Below are 25932 nucleotides of genomic sequence, written 5' to 3'. Positions count from 1 at the left end.
GTTGTTTTTCCCGGCCGCTCATCTCGAGGGCGCACTGTCCGTGATCAACTTCTCCGTCTCGCACTCCGGAGGTTTAGCGCCTCGGCTTGGTCTTTATCACCTTCTCTCAACTGGGCCTAAACCTCATCAGCATCGGCCGGAAAAGTTGTACAAGCCGGCGGGTAGCCGGTCTTTCACACATGGCCGACCATCAGGCGAGCCAACGTATCCACTCCGGAGAAACCATGAGCCAGACCCCTGTCAATACGCCGCAACCTGTCGCCGGCCAAAACGATCCCAAGCGATTCACCTGGACCGCTTCCAGCCAACAGCGTCGCAGCCAGGCAATGCCGGTTCCGGCAGGCAGCAGCGGCAAGTAATCAGCGAGTCCCGGCGGACGGATGCTCCCGCCCGCCGCATTCCGCCATGCAACTGGACCATCCCCATGTGTTGATGCCCGGAAGCCTGTTGCAGGGCAACAGCCTGCTATGCCGGCAAGCCGCCCGCACGTTTGCCATACGGGCGCCAGGCGCTGTCTTGCGCGCGCTTTACGATTTCGACGGCTTCATGACGCCGCGCCGCTGGCTTGACGCCTGTCGGAAACGGCAATGGGATCTGCCTGCGGCGACAGGGCTATTGCAGACGCTGGTCGACGAACGGGTGCTGGTATGCGTCCATGACGTTCCGCGCCAGCTCTGGTCGTACGCTTCGAACCCCAGGACTATTGGTGAGACACCTGCCCCGACCGAGCTGGCGGACATGATGGCCGCGGCACAGACGCGCTTGTCCGACGCCCCCGGCGATGGCGCCATCACCCTGGGCAGCGGGAATCTCGCTGAGGATCTCCATCGGCTGTTGCGCAAGCGTGTGTCCAGCCGCAGCTTCGGCAAGGAGCCGCTCCCCGCCGAGACAGTGACCGCAGTGCTATGGGCTGCCGCAGGCGTCGTGCGAGACAGCGACCGCTCACGCAGCGTCGTGCCCTCCGCGGGCGCGCTTTATCCGCTGCGGCACTATTACCTGAACCTGCGGGCAATCGGCCCCCTCGACGTGGGCGCATACGCGCTGTCCGCGGGCGGTGGAACCAGCCTGCACTACACCGCGCTGAAGGCCGACCTGTCCGCCCTGCAGGGGGCCTTCTCTTCGCCAGATCTGCTGGATCAGGCACAGGGCATCCTGGTCATCGCGGCACGGTTCTCCGATAGCGCCAGAAAGTACGGTCCGCGCGCGCTGTCGTACGTTCCGCTGGAGGCAGGCCATGCCGCGCAGAACGCGCTGCTGGCGGCGGCAGCCTGCGATTGCCATGCCGTGGAGATAGGCGGCTTTCTGGAAAGGAATCTGGCTGACCTGCTGGGCTGCGAAGACGACATCGTGCCCATCACGACGGTGATACTGGGCTCTCCTGGCGCACCCCACGCGACGGACGACGCAGAGTTCGAATGGGTGGACGCGCGGGATGCCGAAGGCACGCGCGCCTTTTTCTTGTGCCGCGCCCGCCACGATCCTTTTCATCCCTGGTCTTGGGGCCGCGATCCGGATGCCGGACGCGCGCGCCTCAAGGCCACGATGGAAAGCCGCGAGCGTGCGGCCTTGCTCAGGCCGCAAGGCCTCGTCAGGGCGCGCGGACTAGACCTGCCGAACGCCATAGATCCTCGGGGCGTCCTGCGGTATGGGGCGGCACAGTACCGGCGTCCTGACTTTCCGTATCGCCCTTTCGATCCGCAGGCGGAGTATCTGTGGAAGGCGGCGCAGAACATCCTGGAGGACGAACGCTGCTTCATGCTGGCCGACCTGATCTACCTTGAAGAAGGCCTCGCGACGCAGCCCCGTCCATCCGCCTACACCAGCGCCAACACGTCAGGGGCCGCCGCCCACACCAGCGTCGCATCCGCGCTGGAGAACGCGGTCTTGGAGCTCATCGAACGCGACGCCTTCATGCGTCTGTGGCTGGGCGTGCCGGCCATCGCCGTCGCGGAAATCGAACTCCCCACAACGCTGCAAGCCAGGGTGCAGCGCCTGCGCCAAGCCGGGATGCGCGTGGTCCTGCGCGATATCGGTCACGCCTATTGCCACGTCGCCTTCTGCTTCGCGCAATCCGCGGAGCAACATTTCACACGGGTTGCCACGTGTGCCGGCTATGACTTCACATCCGCAATGGACCACGCACTGATGGAGCTCGAAGCCCAGATCTATATCTCGCTGCACAACCCGAAACCGGCCCCGATCCGGGCCGCGCATGTCCGCGAGGCGTCCGATCATGCCGCGCTCTATGGCCAAAAGTCGACTTTCCGGCGCGCGGACGCCCTGGCCGGTCCGGCGGACGTTTTCCCGGCGCAGCGAAATCTGGCGCGCGACTGGCCGACCTTGATCGAGCAACTGCGCGCCGATCGGCAACAGCTGATCGCCGTTGACCTGAGCGATGGTGCTCCCCTGGGCACCCCCACCATCAAGGCTTTCATCCCCGGCCTTATCCCCATCAAATTCGGGGCAGGCAACGAACCGGCCGGGCATCCGGCCTATGTTGCCCTGCGTCAACGCAGCGCCCGGCGGCGGGGCCGAGCGTTCCCACATCCATTCAATTGATAGGCAACGACCATGTCGACGTTCTCCGTCCACGACGCTCCTGACGCACTCACCATCGTCCAGCATTTGAAGGCACATACCCCATTTGCGGAATCCAGCGCCGCGTTCAATGGCAAAACTTCGTCTCAGCTATTGGCGATACCGCTTCCGCCAGGACTCTATCAAGGCTTGCAAGATGCCGCACACGAGGCCATCGCAACCCACGGGCTGCATGGTTGGCTTTCGGCGGAAGGACGGCATCACGACCACAACTACCAGTCCCTGTCGCTGGTCTATAACCCTGACATGCAAGATCCCGGCGTGGAAGACGTGCATCAGTCCACCCTGGGAACCTCCCTAAATCCGATCAATGAATTCTTCTACAACTCGGTTCAGCGCCATCGAGGTCTCAAGAATACCTACTTCGATTCCTACGGCTTCCGCGCCCGGACACCCGCTTCCATGTTGGGAGAATTGGGAAGATTCCTGGACGAGTGCGGCCTGACGCTGATCCGGTCGCGTTTGTCGGTGCTGATCGGAGAGCGCGGGATCACTGAACAGTTCATGGATGGATGGCACCGCGACGAACCCGTGTTCGAGAACCTGCGCCTGAACATTCCGCTGACATCTGACCCCGCATACCGCCTGCAGATCGAGCACGAAAAGGACACGCCGCATCCCGACTCCGACACGATGACGGAACATTTCTTGGCTCCTGGCTACGCCTATACGTTCAATACCAATATCCCGCATCGGGTCTACGTAAAGGAGCCCAGCAACACACCCCGGATTCACCTGGTCCTGGGTTTTTCACCCTGGTTCGACCATGACGCCGAAGGGGACCGCTGGCAAGCCAATCAGCACTTCGGCACGACTCACCCGTTCGACCTGCTGCGCAGCGGTAAGCTGCACCCCGCCCTGAAGGCCCGTCCATGAAAAAAAACATCGTCCTGCTTTCCTCCTACAGCCGTGAAAGCGCAGCCAAGGAAAAACAATACCGGGCAGCTGCCGATACGCTGAATCTCGGGGTATCGGACTATCCGGACTCGAATACGCTGGGCGTCTTTGCCTGCAGCGACTTCCGCAGCGTGGACGCGGCCAATCTGGCCGCGCTTCATGGCGTGGCGGGGCCTGATGTGCTTGCGACGATGATCGCCACCCAGAAGTCCCTGGCCTACCGCTTTTTTGCCCAACAAGGATTCTCAACGCTGTGGGCCCATGCCCCACTGCGCGCCGAAGACCTAAAGCTGGACCAACCCTACGCCATCATCGTGAAGCCCGACAAGGGCAGCGGATCATTTGCCGAACACCCCTGGGCCTACCAACGCTACGACAGCCTGCGTCACTTCCATGACTGGCTGGTCGAGCGGCAGTTGCTGGATGCTTTCCTGGCCTATCAGAACGATCCCAACTCCTGGTACGGCCGCTATCTCACAATGGAATACATCGGCGATAGCGACGTGTACACCGCGGCGGCCGTCGCGGGTCCCGAATCCGTGGCCGTTTACGAAGGCGGACGCTTGCGCTTTACCCGCGACACACTGCAGTGCGAATGGATGCTGCTTGGCGATAACCATCCCCGCCATGAGCAGATCGGCCAGATGATACGCGCGCTTTACGACGCAGGCCTGCGCCACTCCGTCATCTATATCCAATGCGTCGAGAAGGATGGCGACCTGTGCGCGATCGACATCAACCTGCGTCCCGGTACGATGCCTGACCGTGCGTTCCAAGGCCTGGGTCTGCCCTACTATCAGGCCGCACTGGGTTACATGCTGGGGATGGCTGAAACCCTTGATTTCACCTGGGTCGCCCCCTATGTGGGCATCCGGCGCGTGGTGTTACCCTTGGAGCACGGACGCCGCAAGGTTGAATTCGGCACTGGATGTGTCCCTTTGATTGGAGAGGTCGCCTACGATTCGGACCGCCCGTTCGATCTTGGTCACGCTTGGCCCATGTTCGCCGTCAGCGGACAGGAAGCCACCCATTGCGCCCGGCTCGCGGAATCGCTGGTCAGCGATATGCGGATGTCGTCGCTGGCCCCCCTCTGACGCTTCCATCCGCCGCACTGATCCTCTATGACTAGCCCCATTCCCCCCCTGCCCTTTCTCGACCAATACGCCCAGGCGCTTGAAGAGGGAGATGGCGACCGCGCGCTGGACATCCTGCGCCAAGCCCACGAGGACCACCCCTCTTCCGGACAGACGCTGGCGCTGCTTGCAGCCCAGCACATGCAAATGGGCGCACCCGACGCTGCCGAGGCGGCATTCATCGGCGCCCTTCAGCGGGACCCCACACTGGCAACCGCGCGGTTCCAGCTTGGGCTGCTGCAATACACCAGCGGCCGGCCACAGACCGCGTTCCAGACCTGGGATTCCCTGGAATTGCTGGGAGAATCCCATTATCTGGTGTGGTTCAAGCGCGCATTCGCTGCGCTGGCCATCGACGCGTTTGAGGACACCTTGCTGCTGCTGGACAAGGGCATGGCGGCCAACCAGGAAAATGCGCCGCTGAACCATGACATGCGCATGCTGGCTGGACAGATCGAGGCGCTGCGCGCCCATACTTCCAACGCTTCCCAAGACGAGGCCGCGACCCAGTTCGTCCTGGCATCCTACAAGCAGAACCTGTAGAGCCAATCATGATTGACGGCATTGGGCGTCTGGCCCAGCTTATCCAGCAGCGGGCGGTCTCTGGCCTGCGAGCAGGAAACACCGGCCGCATGGGCAAATCCGCCACGGCTCGCAAGACGGCGGAGCCACCCGCGTTTACTGAACTGCTCAAGCGCGTAGCCAGCCTGGCGCCCGACGACCAGGAGCGAGAACGCAAGGCATTTCGCTATTTTCTGGAAGCGGCGCTCGTCTCCGATCTGGGCGCGAACCTCATCAACGATCCGAAATTTCATCAGCTCGTGGACATCGTGCAGCAGCGCATGGAAGCGCAGCCGGATTTGCTGGCGGCCAGCCAGCGCGCCGCGCGCCTGCTGCTGGACATACCCAGAGAGTCCTAGGCAACGCACTAGCCGGTTTGGCCGGCTAGCGTCTGCTATTGCCTGATCCAGTCGATCAAGGAACGCCCGTCCGGCGCTTCGACGCCCCGCAGCGCCCGTGCCGCCACCGCCTGAAACTCCTCGGGCCGCTGCAGTGCGCCAGAGAGCGCGGCTTGCGCGAACCTGGCGGACAACGCCGCGGCATCGAGCCGCAGCGCCAATTCGATATGGCGGCTGGCATCCGCACTTTGGCCTCCCAGCGCATAGGCAACCGCGACTGCGCCATGGCTCTCGCCGAAGTTCCGGTCCAACGCCAAAGCCTGCTCAAAGGCAGCCTTGGCCTGCGCCACATTGCCAAGCAACAGGCATGCCCATCCCAGTCCGTGCCAGCTTCCGATGTGTCCCGGCATCAGCGCCGTCGCGCGCTGGAATTCGGCTTGGGCGGCCGCCCCGTCCTGCGTGAGCAGGTGGGCAATGCCGAGCGAAGACCAGGCGCGCCCTTCCTGGGGGCTGCGCTGCACCACACGCGTCAATGCCGAAATGGCGCTTGCCGCATCCTTGGCTGCGAGCGCGAGCGCTCCCGCGGTGGTCAGGGCTTCCGTCGATTCGGGCAGGGAAGCCAGTGCAAGGGCGGCCCAGCGCCGGGCCGCCTCGAACTGACCGGAATCGATCGCAATCAGGCTCAGCACACCCGCAGCCTCGGGATGTCGCGCCAACTCCTCGCCACGTTCCTCTCCGAGCGCCAGTCCCGCTTCCAGGCGGCCCAGGAAATGCAAGGTGCGCAGCCGATTCGCCCAGGCATGGCCAGGCAGGTTGCCCATCGCCTGCAAATCAGACCACACCGCCTCGGCTTCCTCATATTTCCCTGCGTAATGCAAAAGGCCGGCAAACGCCGCACGCAGGTCCGCATGCTGTGGAAACCGCCGACAAAGATCCGACTGCAACCCCAGCGCCTCTTCCCATCGTCCCTGAGCGGCCCATAGCGACGCGCGCCGGTATTGCAGGTAGGGATCTTCGGCGGAAGCGGCCTGCGCCCGATCCAGATAGCCCTCGGCTCGCCCATGCAGGCCCAGCCCCAATGCCAGCTCGAAAGCCTCCACGGCCAGCGATACGTTGTCCGGGTCCTGCTGCAAGTAACCGTCGTAGCGGTCCAGGCGGTCTGTGGGGTTCGACATGATGCGGGTTCCTATGCGGCAAGGTTCATTCAACGGTCAAGCGTAACGCGATCCGCGGCGCTAAAAGTCCACGGAGGATTGCTGATACCGGGCAAGTTGCTGCCGAAGCATCTCCAGCGCGCGCTTGTGCAACTGCGAAATTCTCCCCTTCGTCAGGCCCATCTCGGCGGCGATATCCTGGAAGGCGATATCCTGCATGTAATGGGCCCGCACGATGTGGCGCTCGCGCTCAGGCAAGGCGGACACCAGCGCGATCACGCGGTCCCTCAACTGCTTGAGTTCGACCTGCTCGTAGGCGCCCAGACCGCTGCCGCTCTCCGACTGCTGCCATTCGATCAGTCCCGATCCCTCCAGCAGCACCCCAAGCGCCACCCCCACGCCGACTGCAGCGAGCCGCCGGAACAACTCTTCGGCTGATTCACCGCCTTCGGCGCCGTCGTCCAGTTCTGCCAGCGACGCCGCGCGGTCGTCGTGATTCGCCAGCCGGCGCTGAATGGCAACCTGCTGCTGCCGTTCCGTCAACTTTTCCAACCCGTTGAGGATGGAACCGGCCATGCGTGTCGTCGCGTATGTCTTGAACGATGCCCCCAAGCCGGGCTGGTAGCGATCCACGCATTCCATCAACCCAAGCGATGCATACTGCAGGTAGTCGTCAAATTCAAAGTCCTGCCCTCCCCGGCGCGCATACATACGTGCCGCGATAGCGCGCGCATAAGGCAGGTAGCGCATGACCAACCGATCTCGTATCTCCTGAGTGGGCTGCGCGCGGTAGGTCCGCCAGAGCGCATCCTCATCGGGAGGGACGGGCCATTCAGGTTCATGGACGGCGGCTGTCATGGTGGCCCCGGTGCTCAATGGAAAGATCCTATCGTCGACCGCAGCACCAGTCCCCAACCGTCGATCAGCACGAACAACAGTATCTTGATCGGCAAGGACACCGTTACCGGCGGCATCATCATCATTCCCAAGCCCATCAACACGCTCGAAACGATCAGGTCGATCAGCAGGAACGGCAGGAAGATCACGAAGCCGATCTGAAACGCCAACCTCAACTCCGACAACATGAATGCCGGAATCAGCTGCACATTGCTGACCTGCTCCAACGTTTCTGGCTTGGACGCTCCCGAAAGCTCCAGCATCAGCGCCAGGTCTTCCTCGCGGGTCTGCTTGACCATGAATGCCCGCATCGGCTGCGCGGCCCGCTCGTAGGCATCCTCGACCGACAGGACGCCCTGCATGAATGGCTGCAGCGCATGCTGATTGACCTCCTGGATCACCGGCGACATGACAAACAGCGTCAGGAAAAGCGATAGCCCAAGAAGCGCCGCGTTTGGAGGGGTCTCCTGCATGCCAAAAGCGTGGCGCAGCATCGACAGCACGATGATGATGCGCAGGAATGCGGTCATGCACACCAGCATCGCGGGCAACAGGCTCAGGACCGTCAGCCCGATGGCGATGCGCAGCGCGGTGGCTGTTTCGGGGGCCGAACCCGCCGCCAGGCCTATGGTGGCGTTCAGTTCCGGCGGCGCGCCATTGGCCGCGGCCGCCCAAGCGCCGCCGGCGATCAGTGAAGTCGCCACGCCTGACCATGCTGCCAAAGCGCGAACGGCGGATCTCATGGAGCGCTCCCGGCTGCGCCGCATGCAGCGTCGTCGCGCGCGATCTCGCGAGCTTCCGTCTCGCTGACCGACAGCAGGATGCGCTGACCGCCGAACTCCACGACCTCCAACCTGATTTTGTGATTCAGTCGCGTCCCCCCTAGCCGACGCACCGGCGCGTTGCCCGAGGTGATCCACTTCGGCGAACCGCTGCGCCTGCGGCACCAAAGCACCGCAACGCAAGCCAACAGCGCCAACACGATAGCCAGCGCCCAAGACCAGGACTGCAGCCCGGACGTCAATTCGCTTCCGCGCGCCCATGCCAACGGTGTGCCCGAACTCATGCCAGCGAACGCAGGTCCAGGGGAAGTTCGAGCACCCGGACACCGAAATGATCCCCGACCGCCACCAGCTCGCCGCGCGCCACCACGCTGCCTTCAAGCAGCAGGTCCACGGGCTCGTCCACTCTGCGGTTCAGGGCGAAGACCTGGGCCGATTTCGCGTTGATCAGGTCGCCGACGGTCAACTCGACTTCGCCTACGCGCACGGACAAGGTCGCCTTGACACTGTGGATCGGATTGAGATTGCGAATGGCCAAGGGGGTCTGCTCTGCCGAGGGATTCACGCCCTCCGGGAAGTCCAGGGGCTGAGCCATTGCTCCTGCAAGGTCGCCTTGATTAGTCGTCAATGCTGTACTCCTAGTGAAAGCCATGAAGAATCGTGGACAGTGCTATGACGCCGCACGGTCCAGCCGAATCGCCTTTTGCGAGCCGATCCGAGATAAATGCGCCCGCGCCACCGGCGATGCGTCTTCCGCGCAAAGGATCGCGGGCTCGTCCAGCTTATGGTCAAGAGCGATGACATCGCCGACAGCCAGCGAACACAGATTGCCGATCTCGAGCTGGACTGTGCGCAAGGCTACGCCGAGCGGGATTCGACGCCGCGCCAGCACTTCCTGAAGGGCCGCCAGCGGCAGCGGGGAGCGCGTCTGGAGACGACCCGCCATCGAACATGCCACACCGGCGCTCAATACAATGCGCAATGAGGCTTCGCCAATCCTCACCAACAAACTGACGCCCCCGTGTTCCAGCCCGGCGGGCAAGGCGCAAGGCTGATCGTCGCCTACCGAGCCCCAATCAAAATGCGTGCGCAGCGCCAGCGCCATCGCGCGCCCCGCCTGACGCGCCACCGACTGCGACAATGGCCCTCCACGGCGAGTCGCTGTTGAAGCGTCCCGATCCTCACCGCACACGGCCACTGCCAAACCGCGCGCGGTCATATCGGGATGCGTCATCCAGACCCCATCCCTGTCGTCGCCGCCGGTCACGCGCTGCCAGTCCGCAGTGCTCGCCGCATCAACCCCGGACTCCGGCTCGGCACGAAGCGCCCCAGAATCCACACCCCATTGCCCGCACCAATCGAGCAGCGCCCCTCTTATGGAGCTCGCCGCCCGTTCCATTTCTGCCTGGGTCCACCAGGCGATCGTCCACTCCGTCATCAACGCCTGCCCTTCATGTCGAACAGTGACTGGATAAGATCGTTGGCAGTGGAGATCGTCTGCGAGGCCGCTTGGTACCCACGCTGCATAACGACTAGATCGCTGAATTCTTGAGACAGGTCCACATTCGACCCCTCGACCCTGCCGCTTTCCAGACGGCCGAATCCATCGCCGCGAGGATTGCCCACAATGCGCGCATCTGGACTGGTCAGCACGAACTGGCTCCCTCCCACCGGCGACAACTGGTCTTCGGAAGAAAAGCGCGCCAATGCAATCCGCCTGCCCTGGGCCGACTGGCCGTTGGAGTAGGTGACGGACAGCACTCCCGACGCATCGAACGCAACGCCTGTGGCGCTGCCAGCCGCATAACCGTCCTGCTTCGACACGGTCAACGTCGAAGTGGTACCGGACGCGAACGACGTGACCCCGTCGCTGAAATCCAGGGTGATGGCCTGTGCCCCTTGCGACGGCAACAGATAGTTCACCGTGATCCTGGAGGATCCGGGATCGATCCTGCCATCCTTGAACACCAGCGTTCCTTCGCCCAGATGCGTTGGGCCGTCATCAATCGACACCTTCCACGTTCCCGGCTGGGTCGCCCCCTGATTGACGAAGGTCACCCTCAGCAAATGCTCGGCACCGGTCCTGTCGTAAATCTTGACCGCCGTCAGTTCATGGTCCGTGCCGGTCGACGACAGGTATCCTGAAAACTGTATCGACGAGGTCGGTGTGGCGGCAGATGTCAACATGCCATCCAGCGAGATCTGGCCCAACTCGCCCTTCCCGTCCCGATCCGTGCCCAGCACGCGCGACCCATCGCTCTTGTTGCGCAGGATGCCGTCATCGCCAAACTCGAACTGGCCTGCCCGGGTGTACCTCAGTTCGGAATCATCGCCGCGCAGCATGAAGTAGCCGCCCCCGTCCAAGGCCAGATCCAGGCTGTTGCCTGTCTGGCGTGCCTCGCCGGGACTGAAGTCGATCCGGGTGGCGAAAGTGTTGACGCCTGCGCCTTCACCGTTGTTGCCGGGGCCTTGCCGATCGTGCTTGTACGGAACATTGGCACTGAACTGCTCGTCGAACAGAACCTGGGACTTCTTGAAGCCCGGCGTGTTCATATTGGCCACATTGTTGCTGATGGTGCGCAGGCCCTTGGAAAATCCGTTCATTCCCGCAAGGCTCAACCAGATGCTGTCCAGCATGGACGCTCCTTATCTTATGGCCGTCACGGCGCCCAGGCTCAGGTCGCTGACGACGGAGCCGCTGGACGTGCGAATGCTCAACATCGGCGATCCGGACGCGAAACTGAGCGCCGTTACGGTGCCGGTTACGCTGCCAGTCTGCGATTCCACGTCGACCGTCTTCCCGATCAGACCAACCGATTGCAGGGTCGCCTGCAGCCCGACCAGTTCGTCCAGCTTGCTGTAGGTCTGGCGACTTTGTTCCAGGGACGAAAACTGCGCAATCTGCCCGATGAAGTCCTGGTTCTCCATCGGCTTGAGGGGATTCTGGTTGGTAAGTTGGGCCAACAACACCTTGAGCAGGTCCTGCATGCCGAGCTGGGTCGAGGCGGCCGCCCCGGTCGAATCGATTGCCATGTTGCTTACTCCGACGGAGAAGGTGGGAACAAGGAGTGTGAAACGGGATTTCGGTCATCGGCCAGCGACTGGCCGTTCAGGTAGAGCGCGCTCAGGCGCTGCGTGCCATCGCCCAGACTGGCGGCGATCACTGCCGCAAGGTGATTCGCCTGCTGGCTGTTCATTGAGGCGTCACGCACCCACACCAAAACGCCCTGCTCGCCGGACTCGGCATGCACCGACTGCTTGCGCGGACGCAACCCGCGGGTATTGGGCATCTGCGTCAGCATGGCGGCCTGGTCCGCATAGTGCGCTGCAGAAGGGGCTCGCGAAACGCTGGGCGCCACAACGGGCGCCAGTGTCGCAACGGAGACCTGCATCCGCGCCGCAAACTCCAACGGTTTGGACGCTTCAACCGCGGAACCACGGGCGGCGACGTCTCCTTGACGTGTTGGTTCGGCGGTTTGTCGGGCGCGGACACTCTGCTGGCTGCTCGGTTCTGCACCTGCGCCACGGATTCCCTGTCCGGCAAAGCGAGGAAGGTTGAGATCCGCCTGCGGCCCCTGACCGCTTTCCGTGTTCCGCCCTTCCAGCCACGATCTCGCCTGCGCGTGCTCCACCGCCTGACGCCAGTCGCCTGCAGCTCCGCGTCCCCCCGAGCTCCCGCTGGCTAGGTACGTTTCCCGCGCTCCGGGCATCAATGCATCAAAAGCCGTCATACCGCTCTCCCTGCGCCGGCCACTCCGCATCAGCCCGGCGCTGATCCATACGCGTCCATTCCAATTCGAATTCGCGTCTGGACTGATCCTTGTGGCGCTCAACGGTCTCGGAGTGCCGATGAGCCTGAGTCACCCGTTCACGAAATTGATCGACTTCCGCCAGCAGTTGCCGCTCTTGCTCCAACGCAGCGCTCAGGCCCGACTGGTGGACGGCCAGCGCTTCGCGCACGGCGGCATGGCTTGCAGGGTCGAAGCGCTTGGAGCGCCCAGCCGCGGCTGCCCAGTCTTCATGACTTCGGCCCAGCGCGATCCGCAGTCGCTGAATATGCCCTTGATGGTCATCCAGGCGGCGCTGCGCTGCGACAAGCGCCAGGCGGGCCTGCTCAAGCCGATGGGTGTAGAGCTTTTCCAATGCGGTCAATGGATATCGATAGCGAGTCTGGCCGGCTGTCATGCCATATCCCTATGAAGCATTCCAAGCACGTCCGCCAGTGCCGCGAAGGCGCTGGCGCGGGTATCCGGGGCGTCCGTATCCTGCCGCAACCATTCGTCCAGGGCGGGCGCGATGGCAAGGGCGGCGTCGAGCTCCGGATTCGACCCCGCCTGATACGCACCGATATCGACCATCTGCCTGTTCCTTTCGAGCAAGGCCAGGCATGCCGACGCCCGGACCATGGCCGCGCGTTCTTCCTTGGTGGTCAGCTCGCTGACCAGTCGGCTGGCGCTGCGCAGCACATCGACGGCAGGGAAATGTCCGCGATGCGCCAGATCCCTGCTCAGGATGATGTGACCGTCCAGCGTGGCGCGTAGGCTGTCGGCGATAGGCTCATTGAAGTCGTCGCCTTCAACCAGCACCGTGAAAATGGCACTGATGGATCCCCCACTGTCCAGCCGGCCGCAACGCTCGCACAGCTCGGGAATCTCCGAGAAAACCGATGGTGTATAGCCTCGCGCAGTTGGCGGCTCACCAGCGGCCAGACCGATTTCTCGGCGAGCCATCGCGTACCTCGTCACCGAATCCATGGTCAGGAAAACGCTCTTTCCCTGGTCACGGAAGTACTCGGAAATGGCCAGGGCGGCGTAGGTCGCTCGGGCACGCATCAGCGCGGGCTCATCGGAGGTTGCGACCACGACGACAGAATGCGCCAGCGCCTCCGGGCCCAGCTGCCGTTCGACGAAATCGCGAACCTCCCTTCCCCGCTCTCCGATCAGGGCGATCACATTCACATCCGCCTTCACGCTACGCGCCAACATGCCCAACAGTGTGCTTTTTCCGACGCCGCTACCCGCGAAGATTCCCACACGCTGCCCCTGGCCCAGGGGAAGCATGGCGTCGATGACTCTGACCCCGGTCTCCAAGGGCGCATCGATCGGTTTGCGGTGCAAAGGATTGATCGGCGCAGCCTTAAGCGGCACGTAGGCCTCCGATTCAAGGGGCGGCCCGTCGTCAAGTGGCTCGCAAAAAGCGTTCACCACCCGGCCCAGCAGCCCCGGACCGACCGGCACGCCGGCAAGACTTCCCGCGACGATGACTCGGCATCCAGAGGCCACGCCATCCAGCCGCCCGTAAGGCATGAGCACCACACCGTCTGGCCTGACCCCGACCACCTCTGCCAGGATCTCTGCTTCCCCGCTCTGGGAAGATATACGGCAAAGTTCACCCAAGCTGGCGTCGGGTCCGGTGCACGACACCACCAGGCCAGCGACCTGACGAACGGAACCCTCGCGCGCGTACAGCACGGCACCTTCGAGCGCCTTCAAATAGGGTGCCATGGCAGCGTCGGTCACGCGGGGGCTCCCCGAGAACGATAGGTGCGCGACAGCGCCTCGGCCAACGCGGCGACCTGTCTATGCAAGCGGGCGTCAAGATTGCCCGCAGCAGTCTGCAACACGCAGCCACCCTCAACCGTCGAATCGGCTACCCATTGAACGTCCGCAGCCTGGGGCACCAGCAGCGACGCATCGATGTTGGCGGCCTTCAAGACCTCCAAGTCGGCCGGCGCCAGCCTGATACGCACGAGCGAGGGATCGCGCAACTGCGCGCTCGCCTTCCGGATGACGGCGGCCACGCCCGCAGCGTCGGGTGCCTCGCCCAGAATGCGGGCCAGGGCTGCCATCGCCAGCTCCAGTGCAGCGTCCTCTGTCGCACCGCGCTCGCGCTCCAGCGCCTCCACCAAGGCTTCCGCGACAGCCTTGAACCGGGTCTGCTGGGCCTGCAATTGTTCGGCTACCTGAGCCTGAGCGGCACGAAGCCCCTCTTCCTTTCCTGCGCGTAGCCCCTCTTCACGGGCCGCCTTGCGCACCTTCTCTGCTTCAGCCTGCATCATGCGCTGTGCGATGGCCAGGCCGCGCTGTTCGATCTCCGCCTCGCTCATCGTGGCGGACGCAACTTGCGGCAACACCGATGCCCTGGGAGCATGGTCGAACGACGCCCTCGCAGCCGCCGACTCGGCCGGCGCGCGCTGCGGCTGCGTAGAAACCTGGCCCAGCAGACGCGACGAGGGCGCAACCGGCATTTGACGCAGAATGGGAGCGGTCTTCACGTCATCCCCCTGCCGCGACGCAGGAACTGCCAGCGCGCCGGCTGCGTCCGAGCTGCGGGCGACGGGCGAGCCGCCAAACGCTGTTCGAGCTCGTCAATCAGCGCATGCTCGAGAGCCACGGCGGGCGCCAGTTGTCCAGCCAGCTCCTGGATCCGCTTGGCACGCACGGCGCCGCACAGTTCCAGCAGTGCGGACTTCCACGGCCAGTCGTGGCGTCGCAAGATGCGGCCGATGATCGCGTCCGACTCTCCTCGCAGCACCGCCCAGATATCCTGCGCCTGCGCGCGAATCACTCTTGCCGCCGGGGCGTCCGGCGCCGGATCGCTAACCATCGCTTCGCGTTCCCGCACAAGCTGATGCAACAACTCCGGATCCGCCGGGATTCCCGTCCCCCGCAACTCTCTCACCAGCGCGGAAAGGTCTCTGCGCTGTGCGGCGGGCAGGCGCGACAGCAACCACGCGCGGTCCCGTTCGGCGACCGCATGCAGCGCCAGTGCGCTCAATCTCAACCCGTCCATCAAGGCTTCTCCACGTCCGTCCCGGGCTGCGTTGGCGCGAGCCAGCCACGAAGCTGCTGCAACAGCACTTCGCGCTGCTCCGTCGAAAGGCGAGGCGCCTGAGCGCGCCGGCAGCTCAACAGCAACAGCAGCAAGACCAAAACGCCGCCTACGGCCAGCAGCAGCGCAATCGCCAAGCGGGGCGTCCACTCGAACTCCGTCTTCAAAGCTGGCGGAGGCACCTGGGCGACCGTCAGGCCGGCATCCTGTGCCACCACGCCGCCGCGGGCAGCCATTTGCTCGGTGCTGTAGACGATCACTGTGTCGCCCCGCTCAACCTGAGCCCCCGCTGCGTTACCAACGAGCATTCTCAATCGGTCCAGCGCGACCCCGTCCATCGGTCCTCGAACAACGGCAGTGACGCCCATCTTCATGATCACGCCGGGTGTGGAGACGATTTCCTCGACCTTTCTTCCCGCCTGATAGTCGGTCTCGCTTTCCGTATCGCCTCCCGTCCGCCGACTATTGTTGCCAGCGGCCGATTCGCCCTCCCGATTGGAGCGACGCTCTCGCACGACCACACCCGTGGGCTGCCCCTTGCCCGTCGGCGAATAGGGCAGCATGTCTTCGGTCGTGATGCGGATGCGGTCCATGTTCAGCAGCACGTCCACGCTAGCCACTACCGTGCCGGCGCCAAACGTCTGATCCAGCATGCCGGATATCTTTCGCGTCAGGTACTCCTCGGTCGATCGCTTCAGCGCGAGCCGGGCGTCCGCCGCGCCAGCGCCCTCGCTGCCCTCGCCCGAGGCGGTCAACGCGACGCCGTGCTGATTGACGATAGTGACGTTACGGGCCTCGATATCCGGGATCGATGCAGACACCAGACGCTGAATGCCGAGCACCTGTTCGGATGTCAAGCTGCGACCGTTCCGCAGCGCGACCGCGATCGACGCCGTCGGCACTCCGCCCGCGCGATGAAACAACCCCTGCTCAGGCAGGGCGATCAACACCCGCGCCGATTCGATGTTCGACAGAGAAAGAATCGTTCGGGTGATTTCGCCCTGCAGCGCGCGCTGATAGTTGATTCGCTGCGCGAACTCCGTCATGCCGAAGTCGGCGTTGTTGAACAGTTCGAAACCGACGGCGCCATGCAGGGGAAGATCCTGGCCCAGCAATCCGATGCGCGTCTTGTGAACCACCTCTTGCGGGACAAGGATGGCGGTACCGTCAGCCTCCAGGCGGTAGGGAATCTTCTGCTTGTCCAGTTCGCTAAGCATCACCGATGCGTCCTGTGGCTTTATGCCGGAGAACAGCACCTGATAGTTGCCGCGGGTGAGCCAGAATCCCGCCATGGCAACCGCCGCGACGATCGCAACGGCGCCGGCAGCCAGCGTATAACGGTTACGCCTGTCCAGGCGCGTCCAAAACTCCGAGAGGGACATTTACGATGAATCCTGTTTCAGATCTGCATGCGCATAACTTCCTGATATGCGTCCAGCAAACGGTTGCGCACCTGCAAGAGGAGCTGGAAGCTGGCCTTTGCCTCTTCCATGTGAATCATGACCTGGTGCAGGTTCTGGACATCTCCGACCGCCAGGCGCTGCGCGTCGGTCTCCGTGCGAAGCAGCGCGCGGTTGACGCCGGCCAGGCCAGCGCTGACCAGCGAGTCGAACTGCGCCCCCTGCGGCGCCTGCGCCAGAGCAGGAAGCGTAGGCACGGGGATTGTCTGTACCGCTTCTATGGCGGGAATGTTCATGAACGGCCTCCGATCTCCAGCGCCTTGACGGCCATACTCTTGGCAGCGTTGAACGCGGCGACGTCTGCCTCGTAGGCCCGGCTAGCCACCATCAACGTCACCATTTCGGTCAGGGAATCCACGCCGGGGTACAAGACGAATCCATCCTTGTTTGCCTGGGGGTGACCGGGCTCATGGACGCGCCGAGGCGGCGCGCGATACGGCGCGACGCTCAAGGTCTGCGTCGCCGACATGCCGTGGTCCATCAGCGCCTCAAAACTGCGCGCTCCCGGCACTGCCCGCATGGATGCCTGCACGCGCAAGGGCTGATAGCCGGCCCCCTTTGCAGACAAAGGGGAGTTTGCATTGGCAAGATTCAAGGCGGCGATATCGACGCGCAGCTTCTCTGCACTCATGCCGGCAGCGCTGATGGCGAATGCGCTTTGATAGTCCATGGTCAGCGCCTCCCATCGGTCAGCGCCGAATCTATCAGCGCGACCTGGCCATTCAGGGATTTGACGAGCGCTTGGTAATGCAGCGCGTTGCGCGCAAGTCCCGCCACTTCCTGGTCGATCGACACCGTATTGGCGCCATAGGGAATGGGAGTGTCCGCCGCGGCCCTGGTCAGGCGCGCAGTCGCCAGTGCCCGTAGATCAAGGCGCCCCCCGCGGTCCAGGGTTGGGGCGGCCGAGGGCATCAGCGATTCAAATTGCACCCGCATCGGGATGTAACCCGCCGTGTGGACGTTGGCGATGTTTGCCGCGCCCACCTTCTGCCTGAGGCTCGCCGCGTCGAGGGCGGCGCTGAGCGCGCCTAATGTGACCGGATCAATCATGTCGATGGATACTTGAAGAAAAGGGCTGGACTACTGGATGATGAGATCGGCGTGTAACGCGCCGGCTGTCTTGATGGCACGCAGGATTGAAATGATGTCCCGCGTGCTTGTCCGGATCTTGGTCAGGGCCTGCACCAGTTCGGCAACAGTGCTGCCTTCTGACATGACAAACGCGTTGCCCTCGCCTTCACGCACGTCCACGCTGGAGTTGGATACCACCTCGGTGCGTATGCCACCGCCTGCCTGGCGGACGAAAATGGGCTGAGAAACCTGGTTGTCCGTCACAATGGATATCCGTAGGTCGCCGTGTGAAATTGCAACTTTGGACAGGCGCACGTTGCCGCCGGACACCACGGTTCCCGTCCGTTCGTCCAGGATCACCCTGGCGCGTTGATCTGGCGCCACGGAAAGCGCTTCTATACGCGAGACGAACGTGACCAGGTCGTCCCGCTCGAACTCGGGAACGCGAATTTCTACCCCCGCAGCGTCCCGCGCCCGGGCCACTTGCCTGCCCAACGCCCGGTTGATCTCGGCTGCCACGCGCCCCGCGGTCGTATAGTCAGGATTGGACAGCAGGAACGTGAGCACGCCCTCTTCATTCAGCATCTGCGTACTCACGCCGACTTCGACCAGGGCCCCGCTGGGGATGGAGCCGGCGGTGGGGTGATTCTTCTGGACCACGTTGCCGTTCATGTCGTAGCGATACCCGCCCACCGACAGCGGGCCTTGGGCCAGCGCGTAGATCTTTCCGTTGGCCGCCTTGAGCGCGGTGACTAGCAAGTTTCCGCCAACCAGGCTGCGCGCATCTCCCGCCGACGTCACCACTACGTCCACGGCGTCTCCTGGCCGCGCGAATGGCGGCAGCATGGCGCTCACCATCACAACGGCCACGTTCCGGCTCTGCACCTGCTCGGGCGCAACGGTCAGGTCGAACTGCGAGTAGACATTGGCCATCGCCTGCCGGGTTGTCTTGTTAGAGGGAGAATCACCCGTGCCTGCCAGACCCGCGACGATGCCATAGCCGACCAGCGAGTTTTCGCGCCAGCCTTTCAGCTTTCCCAGGTCTTTGATGCGAACGACGTCCGTCGCCGAAGATCGGGCAGCCTGGACCTCGCCTGTCCAAGCCAACACGCCCAGCGCCAATATCGCGATCAATGCACGCATCAGAATCCCAGCCAATTGAGAAATCGGTTCCACCACGCGGGACGTTGCCGTCCCGCCAGTTCACCTTCGCCGACATAGATGATCTCTGCGTCGCTCAAGCGGGTGGAGATCACCACGTTGGCCGGCGAAATATCCTGCGGACGCACCCGTCCCTTCACGTGGATCTTCTGCTGTTCATCGTTAACGGTCAGAAGCTGATCTCCCTTAACGTACAGATCGCCGTTGGGTGCGATATCGACGACGCTAACGGACATCTGCGCAAGCAGCCGGCCGGACCGCTGCGTCTTGCCGCCTCCCTCGAAATCGCCGTCCACATTCAGGCTTGCCGCCGTGGTCGGCTGGCGCGACAAGCTGAACTCCGCATCGATTGCAGCCCTGCGTCCTGTCGACGTATCGGCCGAACTGGTGGCGGACGATGTCTCCACCACCTGGATCGTCAACACGTCGCCGACACGGCTGGCCTTGCGGTCCGTCCCCAGCGAGCGATATAGCGAAGGGTCGTACAGGCTTTCGGCGCCCGCGCCGTCAACTGCCACCGCCAGCGCCATGGCCAGCAGGGCGGCACTCACGGGTTTACGGCAACGCCAGGGGATACGGCTGGCGATCATTCTTGAATCTCCACCAAACCGCTCCGAACGACACGGGCCAGCACGGCGTCCGTGCTCTGCGCCGGGCGCACCCGCAGCGACCTGTTCGCCCAGCCGTCTTGCAGCGCATGCGCGGTGGTCTCGATCACCACAGTGCCCGAACGCACGCGCAACGCTACCTGATCTCCACGCTCCACGTCGGGCAACGCCTGCAGTTGCGAACGCATCAGGACGGATCCTGCCGCCACCGCCTGTTTGGTTCGTACTGAACTCAAGGATTCTTCCGCCGGCCAATAGGCACCGGCCAGCGCCGCGACATCGCGCTCTTCGACAGTGACGTCGTGCTGCGAGAGCGACGCCCCCGCGGGCAGGCTGGCATTCAATCGAAAAACTGGAGCGATCGCGCGAATGTTGACCGCTACCGGCAGTGCGCGATACAGGCGCTTCTTTTGCCATAGTTCTATCCAGACCACCAGGCGCGAAGGGATCTCCACGCCAAGTTCGACTGGGCGGGCCCGAATCTCGTATCCGCCGGCCGCGATCAACGCCGGCAGCGGGCTTCCCGCCGGCTCAACGTCAAACTTCTGGAAGCGCGCCTGCAACGCCTGGGCAGCCATCGCCTTCGCGGCTTCCACCACGGCGTCGTGATCCAGCGAAGCCGCCTTGCGAGTGACTCGGACCGATGTGTTTCCTCGCCAGATCACCGAGCCCATCTCAACTGGCGCCGTGTCTATCCAGCGCTGGATCTCTTCCCTGCCTATCTCGCGCACCGAATTGGCGGCGGGCGCCGGCCCGATTGGCAGGCCAGCCAGGCGGCTAACGCTGTCCGAGGTTCCTTCGATGGCCGCGATGTCGCCCAGGGTCAGGTGGGCGTTCTGCACCTGAACTGCGCTCCGCAGGAATACCGCAGGCGTGTCCGGCGAGAATGCCGCCGCAGTCAGCGGCCACAAGAGCACGGAGAGAATCAGCTTTCGCACGTCCGTCGCCTAGCGCCTGAGGTTGTTGACGAGGCCCAGCATGTCATCTGACGCTTGGACGATCTTGGCATTGGCCTCGTATGCACGCTGCGCAACCATCAGGTTGACGATTTCTTCATTGAGCTGCACGTTGGAAGCTTCCAGGTGGCCCTGCGCATACAGCCCCATGCCGTCTTCGCCTGGGCGCCCCAGAATCGGATCACCCGAACGTTCCGTGGCCTGATAGAGACCGTCACCCAGTACCGCAAGGTCTTCGGGTGCGTTGAAGCGAACGATGTCAAGCTTGCCCAGTTCGTCGGCGTCGCGGCCGCCATTTCGCCATGCGGTGACGCGACCGTCTGGCGAGATGGTTAGTTGCTCGCTGTCCGCCGGGACAGAGATCATGGCATTCAAGGGCAACCCCGCCTGCGTCGTCAGCAGGCCGTCCTGGTCCACCTTCAGCGTACCGCCACGCGTGTACGCCACACTGCCATCGGGCATGGCGACTTCCAGCAGGCCGTCTCCGCGGATCGCCAGATCAAGCGGTTTGCCCGTGGACTTTATTTCGCCAGAGACAAAGGACTTGGCATTGCGGGATATCGCCACGCCAAGTCCCATGTTGGCGGCAGGATCCATTCCCAGCACCCCGGCGGGAAGGCCCCCCGTGGCCGCACGCGTCATCAGATCCTCGAACACCACGTACGACTTCTTGTAGCCGGTCGTGTTCATGTTGGCCAGGTTTTGAGCCACTACGTCCACGCCGGTCTGCTGAGCGTGCATGGCGGTCGCGCCGATATACAGGGAATCAATCATTGCGGTCCTCTCAGAATTCGCCAAGTTTCTGCACAGCGCGGCCGGTCATCTCGTCGACGAACTGCGCCGTCTTCTGTAGACTTTCAAAGTGACGCATGACCTCGATCATCCCCACCATCTCTTTCGCCGGATCCACATTGGATCCCTCGAGGTATCCTTGCAGCACCGAGAATGTGCCGTCCTGTGCCGTCGAGCCGCGCTCTTTCTCAGCGAGGTAGACGCCGCCGCCCAACCGTTCCATTTTTTCTGGCTCCTTGAACGACGCCATGCTTAGCTTGTCCACGAAGCGACCCTGGTCATAGACGTTACCCAAGTGATCAATGCGCGGCGAGCTCGACACCAGTCGGATTTCTCCGCCCAGCCCCATCACCAGATCGCCCTGTGCGCTCACCAGACGTCCCTGGCTGTCCGTATGCATTGCCCCCTGCCGGCCGTATAGGGTCTTACCCTCACGAGACAATTCGAGAAATACGTTCTCGCCTGTCAGCGCAACATCCAAGGGACGGCCTGTGTATTGAACCCCGCCGAGTCGCAGGTCCGAATAGGATGCCGATGCTGTCGGCGCGGAATCCACGCCCGAAGCGCGCCGCTCCAGCGCATGCATCTGGGCCTCGAAGTCGACGCCATTGACCAATTCCCGCTTGTAGGCGGGAGTGCGGACGTTGGCCAGGTTGACCGCAATCGCGTTCAGACGCGCCTGGTCCACCCCCATTCCCTGCGCAATGAAACTCATGATTTCCAAGATTGGCTCTCCGTTCACTCTGACTGATGGAAGGTCACGCGCGTCAAGCGGCCGCAGCCTCGTGCATTGCCGCGACGGAAATCGCCGAGAACGCCTTGAGGTCAATACTGTTGGGGACCTCGGACATCGACAGCACCCGCAAATGAGGAAGCACACGCTCGGTCAGCATCCGCATATGTCGACGCAGGTCCGGCGAGCACAGCAACACAGGAAGCAAGTTCGCCTTCATCATTCCTTCAGCCTGCTGCACAAGGCTGCCGACCAACTGATCCGCGAACCGCGGCTCGATCGCCAATCGGCCGCCAGTCTCCGAAGATGTTCTCAAGGCATGCCCGATATGCGCTTCCGTCAGCGGATCCAGCGTAATCACGTGTAAGGTGCTGGTTTCGCCGGAAAGCGAACGGCAGATTGCCTGCCCAAGACGCTGCCGCACCTGTTCCGCCAGCAGGCCGGTATCGTGTTGGTGCCTGCCTGCGTCGGCAAGCACCTCCAGAATCGCCTCCAGATTGCGCACGCTGACCTTCTCGCGCACCAGCGCCTGCAGGACTTTCTGCACTTCGGTCGTCGACAGAATTCCGGGGATTAACTCTTCGACTAGCCCAGGTTGATCCTGCCGCACCCTTTCCAGCAACTTGTCTGTTTCTGCGCGTGTCAGCAGCGTGGCAGACTCTCGGCGCAATACCTCGGTGAGATGTGTCATCAGCACGGTCAGGCCGTCGATGAGCGTGTAACGGCCCTGCTGCGCATTCGCCTTCTCGGCCTCCTCGATCCACACTGCCGGCAGGCCGTAGGTCGGATCACGGGTCTCGATCCCGCGCACGGTCTTGGTCACGCCCGCGGGATGAATGGCAAGCCAGCGATCCGCCAAAACGTGCCCTTTGGCCACGGGAACGCCGTGTATCAGGATCTCGTAATCATCGGGGGCCAGACGTGTACTGGCTCGGAAGCGCACAGCGGGAAGCACCAGGCCCATCTCCAGCACGTACTGATTCCGAAAAACGGCGATCCGATCCGAGAAGCCACTATGATCCACCACCGAAGGCAACAGATTCGCGCCTGCCTGGATCTCGATCGGTTCGACCTTCAATGCCTCGTACGGATTCCCGGACTCCGGCGCCACGGGCAGGGCTTCCGATGTATCGGCGGCGCCGACTTTTTCACCCGCAGCGAGCATCGCCCGTCTTGCTGCCCAGCCCACGCCCAGGGCAACCAACGCCAATACGAACGCCGGCAACGCTGGAATTCCAGGCAGCGCCATCAACGCGAACAGCGCGGCACAAACGAGAAACAGCGTCTTCGGAAACAAAGTGATCTGGCGCGCGACTTCCTGACTGAAATTTCCATCGGATGCTGAGCGGGTAACGATAATGCCCGTGGCCACGGCGATCACCAGCGCCGGCACCTGCGTCACGATGCCGTCGCCAATCGTCAGCAAGGTATAGATGCGGATCGCTTCGCTCCAGGGGATTCCAAGCTGCATCACACCGATAACCAAGCCGCCAACGATGTTGATGGCCATGATCAGGATGCCGGCTATGGCGTCGCCCTTGACAAATTTGGACGCGCCATCCATGGCGCCATAGAATGCAGCCTCCTTTTCAAGCGTCTTGCGCCGTAGTTGAGCCTGCTCCTGGGTGATGAACCCCATGTTCAGGTCCGCGTCGATGCTCATCTGCTGACCAGGCATGCTGTCCAGCGTGAATCGCGCCGCGACTTCCGACACTCGTTGGGCTCCGCTGGTCACCACGACGAACTGCACAACGATCAGAATCAGGAAGACGATAAGGCCGATCACGTAGTTCCCGCCCACGACATAGCCGCCGATCGCAGAGATGACGCTCCCGGCATTCGCCTCGGACAGGATAAGCCGGGTCGCCGCGACGTTCAGCGACAGGCGAAACAGCGTGGCTATCAACAGCAGCGACGGAAACGTGGAAAACTCCACCGGACGCGTCATGTAGAACGTCAGCAGCAGGATGAGGAACGCAAAACTGAAATTGGCCAGGATCAGGAAATCCAGGGCCCAGGGGGGAATCGGCAGGAACAGGACGATCAGCACGCCCATCACAACGAGGACCATGATGACGTCCCGGTTGCTTGCCAACCACAGGGATATCCGGTTCATGGAGCACCCCGCAATGCCGTACGCGCATCGCGCTGCGCCAGCAGCCACACCATGACGCGGGCAACGTCCGCAAAGAGCGAGGCTGGAATCGTCTGGCCCATGTCTCCCTGAAAGTACAGGGCGCGAGCCAGTGGGGGATTGCGCACGATGGTGACACCGCAGCGCGAGGCCTCCGTCCGCATCCGCGCCGCCAGCGACCCCGCGCCTTTTGCCAGCATCACAGGCGCCGCCATTTCACCCCGCTTGTACTCCAGCGCGACGGCCAGATGCGTGGGGTTGACGATCAACACGTCCGCTTGGCCAACGTGTCGCACCGATGCAGCCTTCTGCAGCATTTCCACGCGCAGGCCGCGCAGCCGAGAGCGCACTCGAGGATCGCCTTCGCGATGCTTGACCTCGTCCTTGACGTCGCGACGGCTCATGCGCATCTTGCGCTTGAACTCGAATCGCGTGTAGCCCAGATCCAGCAGCGCCAGCATCAGGGCAACGAACGCCAGTTTCAACGCCATCGCCCCCAGCATTGCCATCAGATCGCTCAAGGCATCGAATGGCGAACGCTCGCCCAGCAGATATAGCGCTGGCATGAAGTCCCGCACGATCACATACAGCACCCAGCTCAATATGGCGACCTTGATGACGCTCTTGAACGCATCGTAGATGGTGCGCATCGAGAACAGTCGCTTAAGGCCGGTGACAGGATTGATGCGCGTCAGGTCCGGCTTGAGCGGAAAGAGGCTCCAGACCAGACCTGTCTGCGCCAGGCTGGCCAACAACGCCGCAGCGCCGACGGTCAATGCAAAGGGCGCAACGACATGGAGCGCGCCTGCGCCGATGCGCCCCACCAGCGACACCACTGAAACCGCCGTCAGATCCATGGCCAGGCCCTGTATCAGCGCCGCGCGTGCCAGCGCCATCATCGCCTGCATCGCGTCCCGACCCCACGCGTAGAGCGCCGCGGCAGCGGTCAATAGCGCCACGGCGCCCGTCAGGTCAGGGCTGCGGGCAACCGACCCGCGTCGACGCGCCTGTTGCAGCTTGTAGGGAGTGGCGGCTTCGCTCTTGTCGAATTCCTGCATCAGCGCACCGCCCCATTCCATACGTCTGACGTCAGCCCGAAGATGCGCGACAGGCCAGATGGCATGAATTTCACCCACACGCCCAGAGCGGCCAGCCCAACCATGATCTTGATCGGCAACGCAATCACGAAAACATTCATTTGGGGCAGCCCCCGCGCCAGCACCCCCAAGCCGAGTTCCACCAACAACAGGATCGCGGCGACGGGCGCAATCAGCATGAAGCCGAACGCGTACACGTTGCCCCATGCCGCCAGCACGGCACGCAGATTCACATCCTGAATCGAGAATCCTCCGACGGGGACGACCGTCAGGGTGTAAGCGATGCCCCGCAGCAACGCGTGATGCCCGTCTGTCAGGAAGAACAGCAATACGCCGGCGTAAAGGAAGATGGACGTAATGATGGGCACTTGTGTGCGGCTGACGGGATCGAATACCTGGCCGATGCCGAAGCCGATCTGGATATCGAGCGCGCGGCCCGCGAAGGCGATCGCCGAAAATGCGCAGAATATGCCGCAGGCGAGCAACAGGCCGAACGAGAACTCCAGGGCCGCGCTTTGGATGAATGCACCCGCGGATGAGGGCCCCGGGAGCCCGGCGGCGGGCAATGCCGCGGCGGCCGCGACCGACAACATCGCCACCAGCAGGACCCTGGCGGTTGCGGGAATGGGAAGCATGGTGAACACCGGCGTGAAGGCCAACATCGTCCCGATCCGGATCGAGATCAAGAGGACTGTCGTGACCGCGGATATCTGGAAAGCAATCATGGAA

The 25932-nt window shown here is 63.2% G+C and carries 30 protein-coding genes; 6 read left to right on the top strand and 24 right to left on the bottom strand.

Features of this window, described 5'->3' with window-relative positions:
• Positions 1-224: 224 nt before the first annotated feature.
• The 6 genes from ACZ50Q_RS03985 to ACZ50Q_RS03960 are packed head-to-tail and all read left to right on the top strand — an operon-like array spanning position 225 to position 5548.
• A complete protein-coding gene (locus ACZ50Q_RS03985; protein WP_464080638.1) occupies positions 225-359 on the top strand; it encodes a hypothetical protein in 135 nt (44 codons plus the stop codon).
• A 46-nt stretch (positions 360-405) separates the two neighbouring features.
• Positions 406-2559, top strand: coding sequence for a YcaO-like family protein (locus tag ACZ50Q_RS03980; protein WP_464080637.1), 2154 nt, complete (start codon positions 406-408; stop codon positions 2557-2559).
• A 12-nt stretch (positions 2560-2571) separates the two neighbouring features.
• The gene (locus ACZ50Q_RS03975) at positions 2572-3474 is read left to right on the top strand and encodes a hypothetical protein (RefSeq protein WP_464080636.1); all 903 of its coding nucleotides are present in this window, start codon (positions 2572-2574) and stop codon (positions 3472-3474) included.
• A complete protein-coding gene (locus ACZ50Q_RS03970) occupies positions 3471-4589 on the top strand; it encodes an ATP-grasp domain-containing protein (protein ID WP_464080635.1) in 1119 nt (372 codons plus the stop codon). The genes ACZ50Q_RS03975 and ACZ50Q_RS03970 overlap by 4 nt, the downstream gene beginning before the upstream one ends.
• Positions 4590-4616: 27 nt before the next feature.
• Positions 4617-5171 carry a tetratricopeptide repeat protein gene (locus tag ACZ50Q_RS03965; protein ID WP_464080634.1) on the top strand — a complete coding sequence of 185 codons (555 nt, stop codon included), beginning with the start codon at positions 4617-4619 and terminating at the stop codon, positions 5169-5171.
• An 8-nt stretch (positions 5172-5179) separates the two neighbouring features.
• Positions 5180-5548: a hypothetical protein gene (locus ACZ50Q_RS03960; RefSeq protein ID WP_464080633.1), complete on the top strand. Its 369-nt coding sequence runs from the start codon at positions 5180-5182 to the stop codon at positions 5546-5548.
• A 35-nt stretch (positions 5549-5583) separates the two neighbouring features.
• Here the strand turns inward: ACZ50Q_RS03960 and ACZ50Q_RS03955 are convergent, their stop codons facing one another.
• From ACZ50Q_RS03955 to ACZ50Q_RS03840, 24 genes are all read right to left on the bottom strand, one after another.
• Positions 5584-6702 carry a tetratricopeptide repeat protein gene (locus ACZ50Q_RS03955; protein ID WP_464080632.1) on the bottom strand — a complete coding sequence of 373 codons (1119 nt, stop codon included), beginning with the start codon at positions 6700-6702 and terminating at the stop codon, positions 5584-5586.
• Between the two features lie 60 nt (positions 6703-6762).
• A complete protein-coding gene (locus ACZ50Q_RS03950) occupies positions 6763-7539 on the bottom strand; it encodes a sigma-70 family RNA polymerase sigma factor (RefSeq protein ID WP_464080631.1) in 777 nt (258 codons plus the stop codon).
• Between the two features lie 14 nt (positions 7540-7553).
• Positions 7554-8321: a flagellar type III secretion system pore protein FliP gene (gene fliP, locus ACZ50Q_RS03945; RefSeq protein ID WP_464080630.1), complete on the bottom strand. Its 768-nt coding sequence runs from the start codon at positions 8319-8321 to the stop codon at positions 7554-7556.
• 319 nt (positions 8322-8640) lie between these two features.
• Complete coding sequence (locus ACZ50Q_RS03940) at positions 8641-8988, bottom strand: FliM/FliN family flagellar motor switch protein (protein WP_464080629.1); 348 nt, start codon at positions 8986-8988, stop codon at positions 8641-8643.
• Positions 8989-9030: 42 nt separating this feature from the next.
• On the bottom strand, positions 9031-9798 hold the full coding sequence (locus ACZ50Q_RS03935; RefSeq protein WP_464080628.1) for a FliM/FliN family flagellar motor switch protein: 768 nt from the start codon (positions 9796-9798) through the stop codon (positions 9031-9033).
• Complete coding sequence (gene flgF / locus ACZ50Q_RS03930; RefSeq protein ID WP_464080627.1) at positions 9798-10997, bottom strand: flagellar basal-body rod protein FlgF; 1200 nt, start codon at positions 10995-10997, stop codon at positions 9798-9800. Before flgF ends, ACZ50Q_RS03935 begins: the two co-directional genes overlap by 1 nt.
• A 9-nt stretch (positions 10998-11006) precedes the next feature.
• Positions 11007-11393, bottom strand: a complete 387-nt coding sequence (locus tag ACZ50Q_RS03925; RefSeq protein ID WP_464080626.1) for a flagellar hook assembly protein FlgD — start codon at positions 11391-11393, stop codon at positions 11007-11009.
• 5 nt (positions 11394-11398) lie between these two features.
• Positions 11399-12091: a hypothetical protein gene (locus ACZ50Q_RS03920; RefSeq protein ID WP_464080625.1), complete on the bottom strand. Its 693-nt coding sequence runs from the start codon at positions 12089-12091 to the stop codon at positions 11399-11401.
• Entirely contained in the window at positions 12078-12545 is a 468-nt protein-coding gene (locus ACZ50Q_RS03915; protein ID WP_464080624.1) for a hypothetical protein, read from the bottom strand. Before ACZ50Q_RS03915 ends, ACZ50Q_RS03920 begins: the two co-directional genes overlap by 14 nt.
• Positions 12542-13864: a FliI/YscN family ATPase gene (locus ACZ50Q_RS03910; protein ID WP_464081946.1), complete on the bottom strand. Its 1323-nt coding sequence runs from the start codon at positions 13862-13864 to the stop codon at positions 12542-12544. The genes ACZ50Q_RS03915 and ACZ50Q_RS03910 overlap by 4 nt, the downstream gene beginning before the upstream one ends.
• An 11-nt stretch (positions 13865-13875) precedes the next feature.
• On the bottom strand, positions 13876-14634 hold the full coding sequence (locus ACZ50Q_RS03905) for a FliH/SctL family protein (protein WP_464080623.1): 759 nt from the start codon (positions 14632-14634) through the stop codon (positions 13876-13878).
• The gene (locus ACZ50Q_RS03900; RefSeq protein ID WP_464080622.1) at positions 14631-15155 is read right to left on the bottom strand and encodes a hypothetical protein; all 525 of its coding nucleotides are present in this window, start codon (positions 15153-15155) and stop codon (positions 14631-14633) included. The genes ACZ50Q_RS03905 and ACZ50Q_RS03900 overlap by 4 nt, the downstream gene beginning before the upstream one ends.
• A complete protein-coding gene (gene fliF, locus ACZ50Q_RS03895; RefSeq protein WP_464080621.1) occupies positions 15152-16573 on the bottom strand; it encodes a flagellar basal-body MS-ring/collar protein FliF in 1422 nt (473 codons plus the stop codon). The genes ACZ50Q_RS03900 and fliF overlap by 4 nt, the downstream gene beginning before the upstream one ends.
• Before the next feature lie 17 nt (positions 16574-16590).
• Entirely contained in the window at positions 16591-16887 is a 297-nt protein-coding gene (gene fliE, locus ACZ50Q_RS03890; RefSeq protein WP_464080620.1) for a flagellar hook-basal body complex protein FliE, read from the bottom strand.
• Positions 16884-17321 (bottom strand): flagellar basal body rod protein FlgC, encoded by a 438-nt coding sequence (gene flgC / locus ACZ50Q_RS03885; RefSeq protein ID WP_464080619.1) that lies wholly within the window; start codon positions 17319-17321, stop codon positions 16884-16886. The genes fliE and flgC overlap by 4 nt, the downstream gene beginning before the upstream one ends.
• A gap of 2 nt (positions 17322-17323) precedes the next feature.
• A complete protein-coding gene (gene flgB, locus ACZ50Q_RS03880; protein ID WP_464080618.1) occupies positions 17324-17701 on the bottom strand; it encodes a flagellar basal body rod protein FlgB in 378 nt (125 codons plus the stop codon).
• Positions 17702-17731: 30 nt separating this feature from the next.
• Positions 17732-18865, bottom strand: a complete 1134-nt coding sequence (locus ACZ50Q_RS03875; RefSeq protein ID WP_464080617.1) for a flagellar basal body P-ring protein FlgI — start codon at positions 18863-18865, stop codon at positions 17732-17734.
• On the bottom strand, positions 18865-19473 hold the full coding sequence (locus ACZ50Q_RS03870; protein ID WP_464080616.1) for a flagellar basal body L-ring protein FlgH: 609 nt from the start codon (positions 19471-19473) through the stop codon (positions 18865-18867). The genes ACZ50Q_RS03875 and ACZ50Q_RS03870 overlap by 1 nt, the downstream gene beginning before the upstream one ends.
• Positions 19470-20429 (bottom strand): flagellar basal body P-ring formation chaperone FlgA, encoded by a 960-nt coding sequence (flgA, locus tag ACZ50Q_RS03865; protein WP_464080615.1) that lies wholly within the window; start codon positions 20427-20429, stop codon positions 19470-19472. The genes ACZ50Q_RS03870 and flgA overlap by 4 nt, the downstream gene beginning before the upstream one ends.
• A gap of 9 nt (positions 20430-20438) precedes the next feature.
• Positions 20439-21221 carry a flagellar basal-body rod protein FlgG gene (gene flgG / locus ACZ50Q_RS03860; RefSeq protein ID WP_464080614.1) on the bottom strand — a complete coding sequence of 261 codons (783 nt, stop codon included), beginning with the start codon at positions 21219-21221 and terminating at the stop codon, positions 20439-20441.
• A gap of 10 nt (positions 21222-21231) precedes the next feature.
• The gene (locus ACZ50Q_RS03855) at positions 21232-21954 is read right to left on the bottom strand and encodes a flagellar hook-basal body protein (protein WP_464081945.1); all 723 of its coding nucleotides are present in this window, start codon (positions 21952-21954) and stop codon (positions 21232-21234) included.
• Between the two features lie 52 nt (positions 21955-22006).
• The gene (locus ACZ50Q_RS03850; RefSeq protein WP_464080613.1) at positions 22007-24088 is read right to left on the bottom strand and encodes a flagellar biosynthesis protein FlhA; all 2082 of its coding nucleotides are present in this window, start codon (positions 24086-24088) and stop codon (positions 22007-22009) included.
• Positions 24085-25185, bottom strand: a complete 1101-nt coding sequence (locus tag ACZ50Q_RS03845; RefSeq protein WP_464080612.1) for an EscU/YscU/HrcU family type III secretion system export apparatus switch protein — start codon at positions 25183-25185, stop codon at positions 24085-24087. The genes ACZ50Q_RS03850 and ACZ50Q_RS03845 overlap by 4 nt, the downstream gene beginning before the upstream one ends.
• A complete protein-coding gene (locus ACZ50Q_RS03840) occupies positions 25164-25928 on the bottom strand; it encodes a flagellar biosynthetic protein FliR (RefSeq protein WP_464080611.1) in 765 nt (254 codons plus the stop codon). The genes ACZ50Q_RS03845 and ACZ50Q_RS03840 overlap by 22 nt, the downstream gene beginning before the upstream one ends.
• Positions 25929-25932 lie beyond the last annotated feature (4 nt).

It is taken from the genome of Achromobacter sp. T5-5, assembly GCF_055397965.1.
This window is presented reverse-complemented; position numbering and strand designations above follow the sequence as displayed.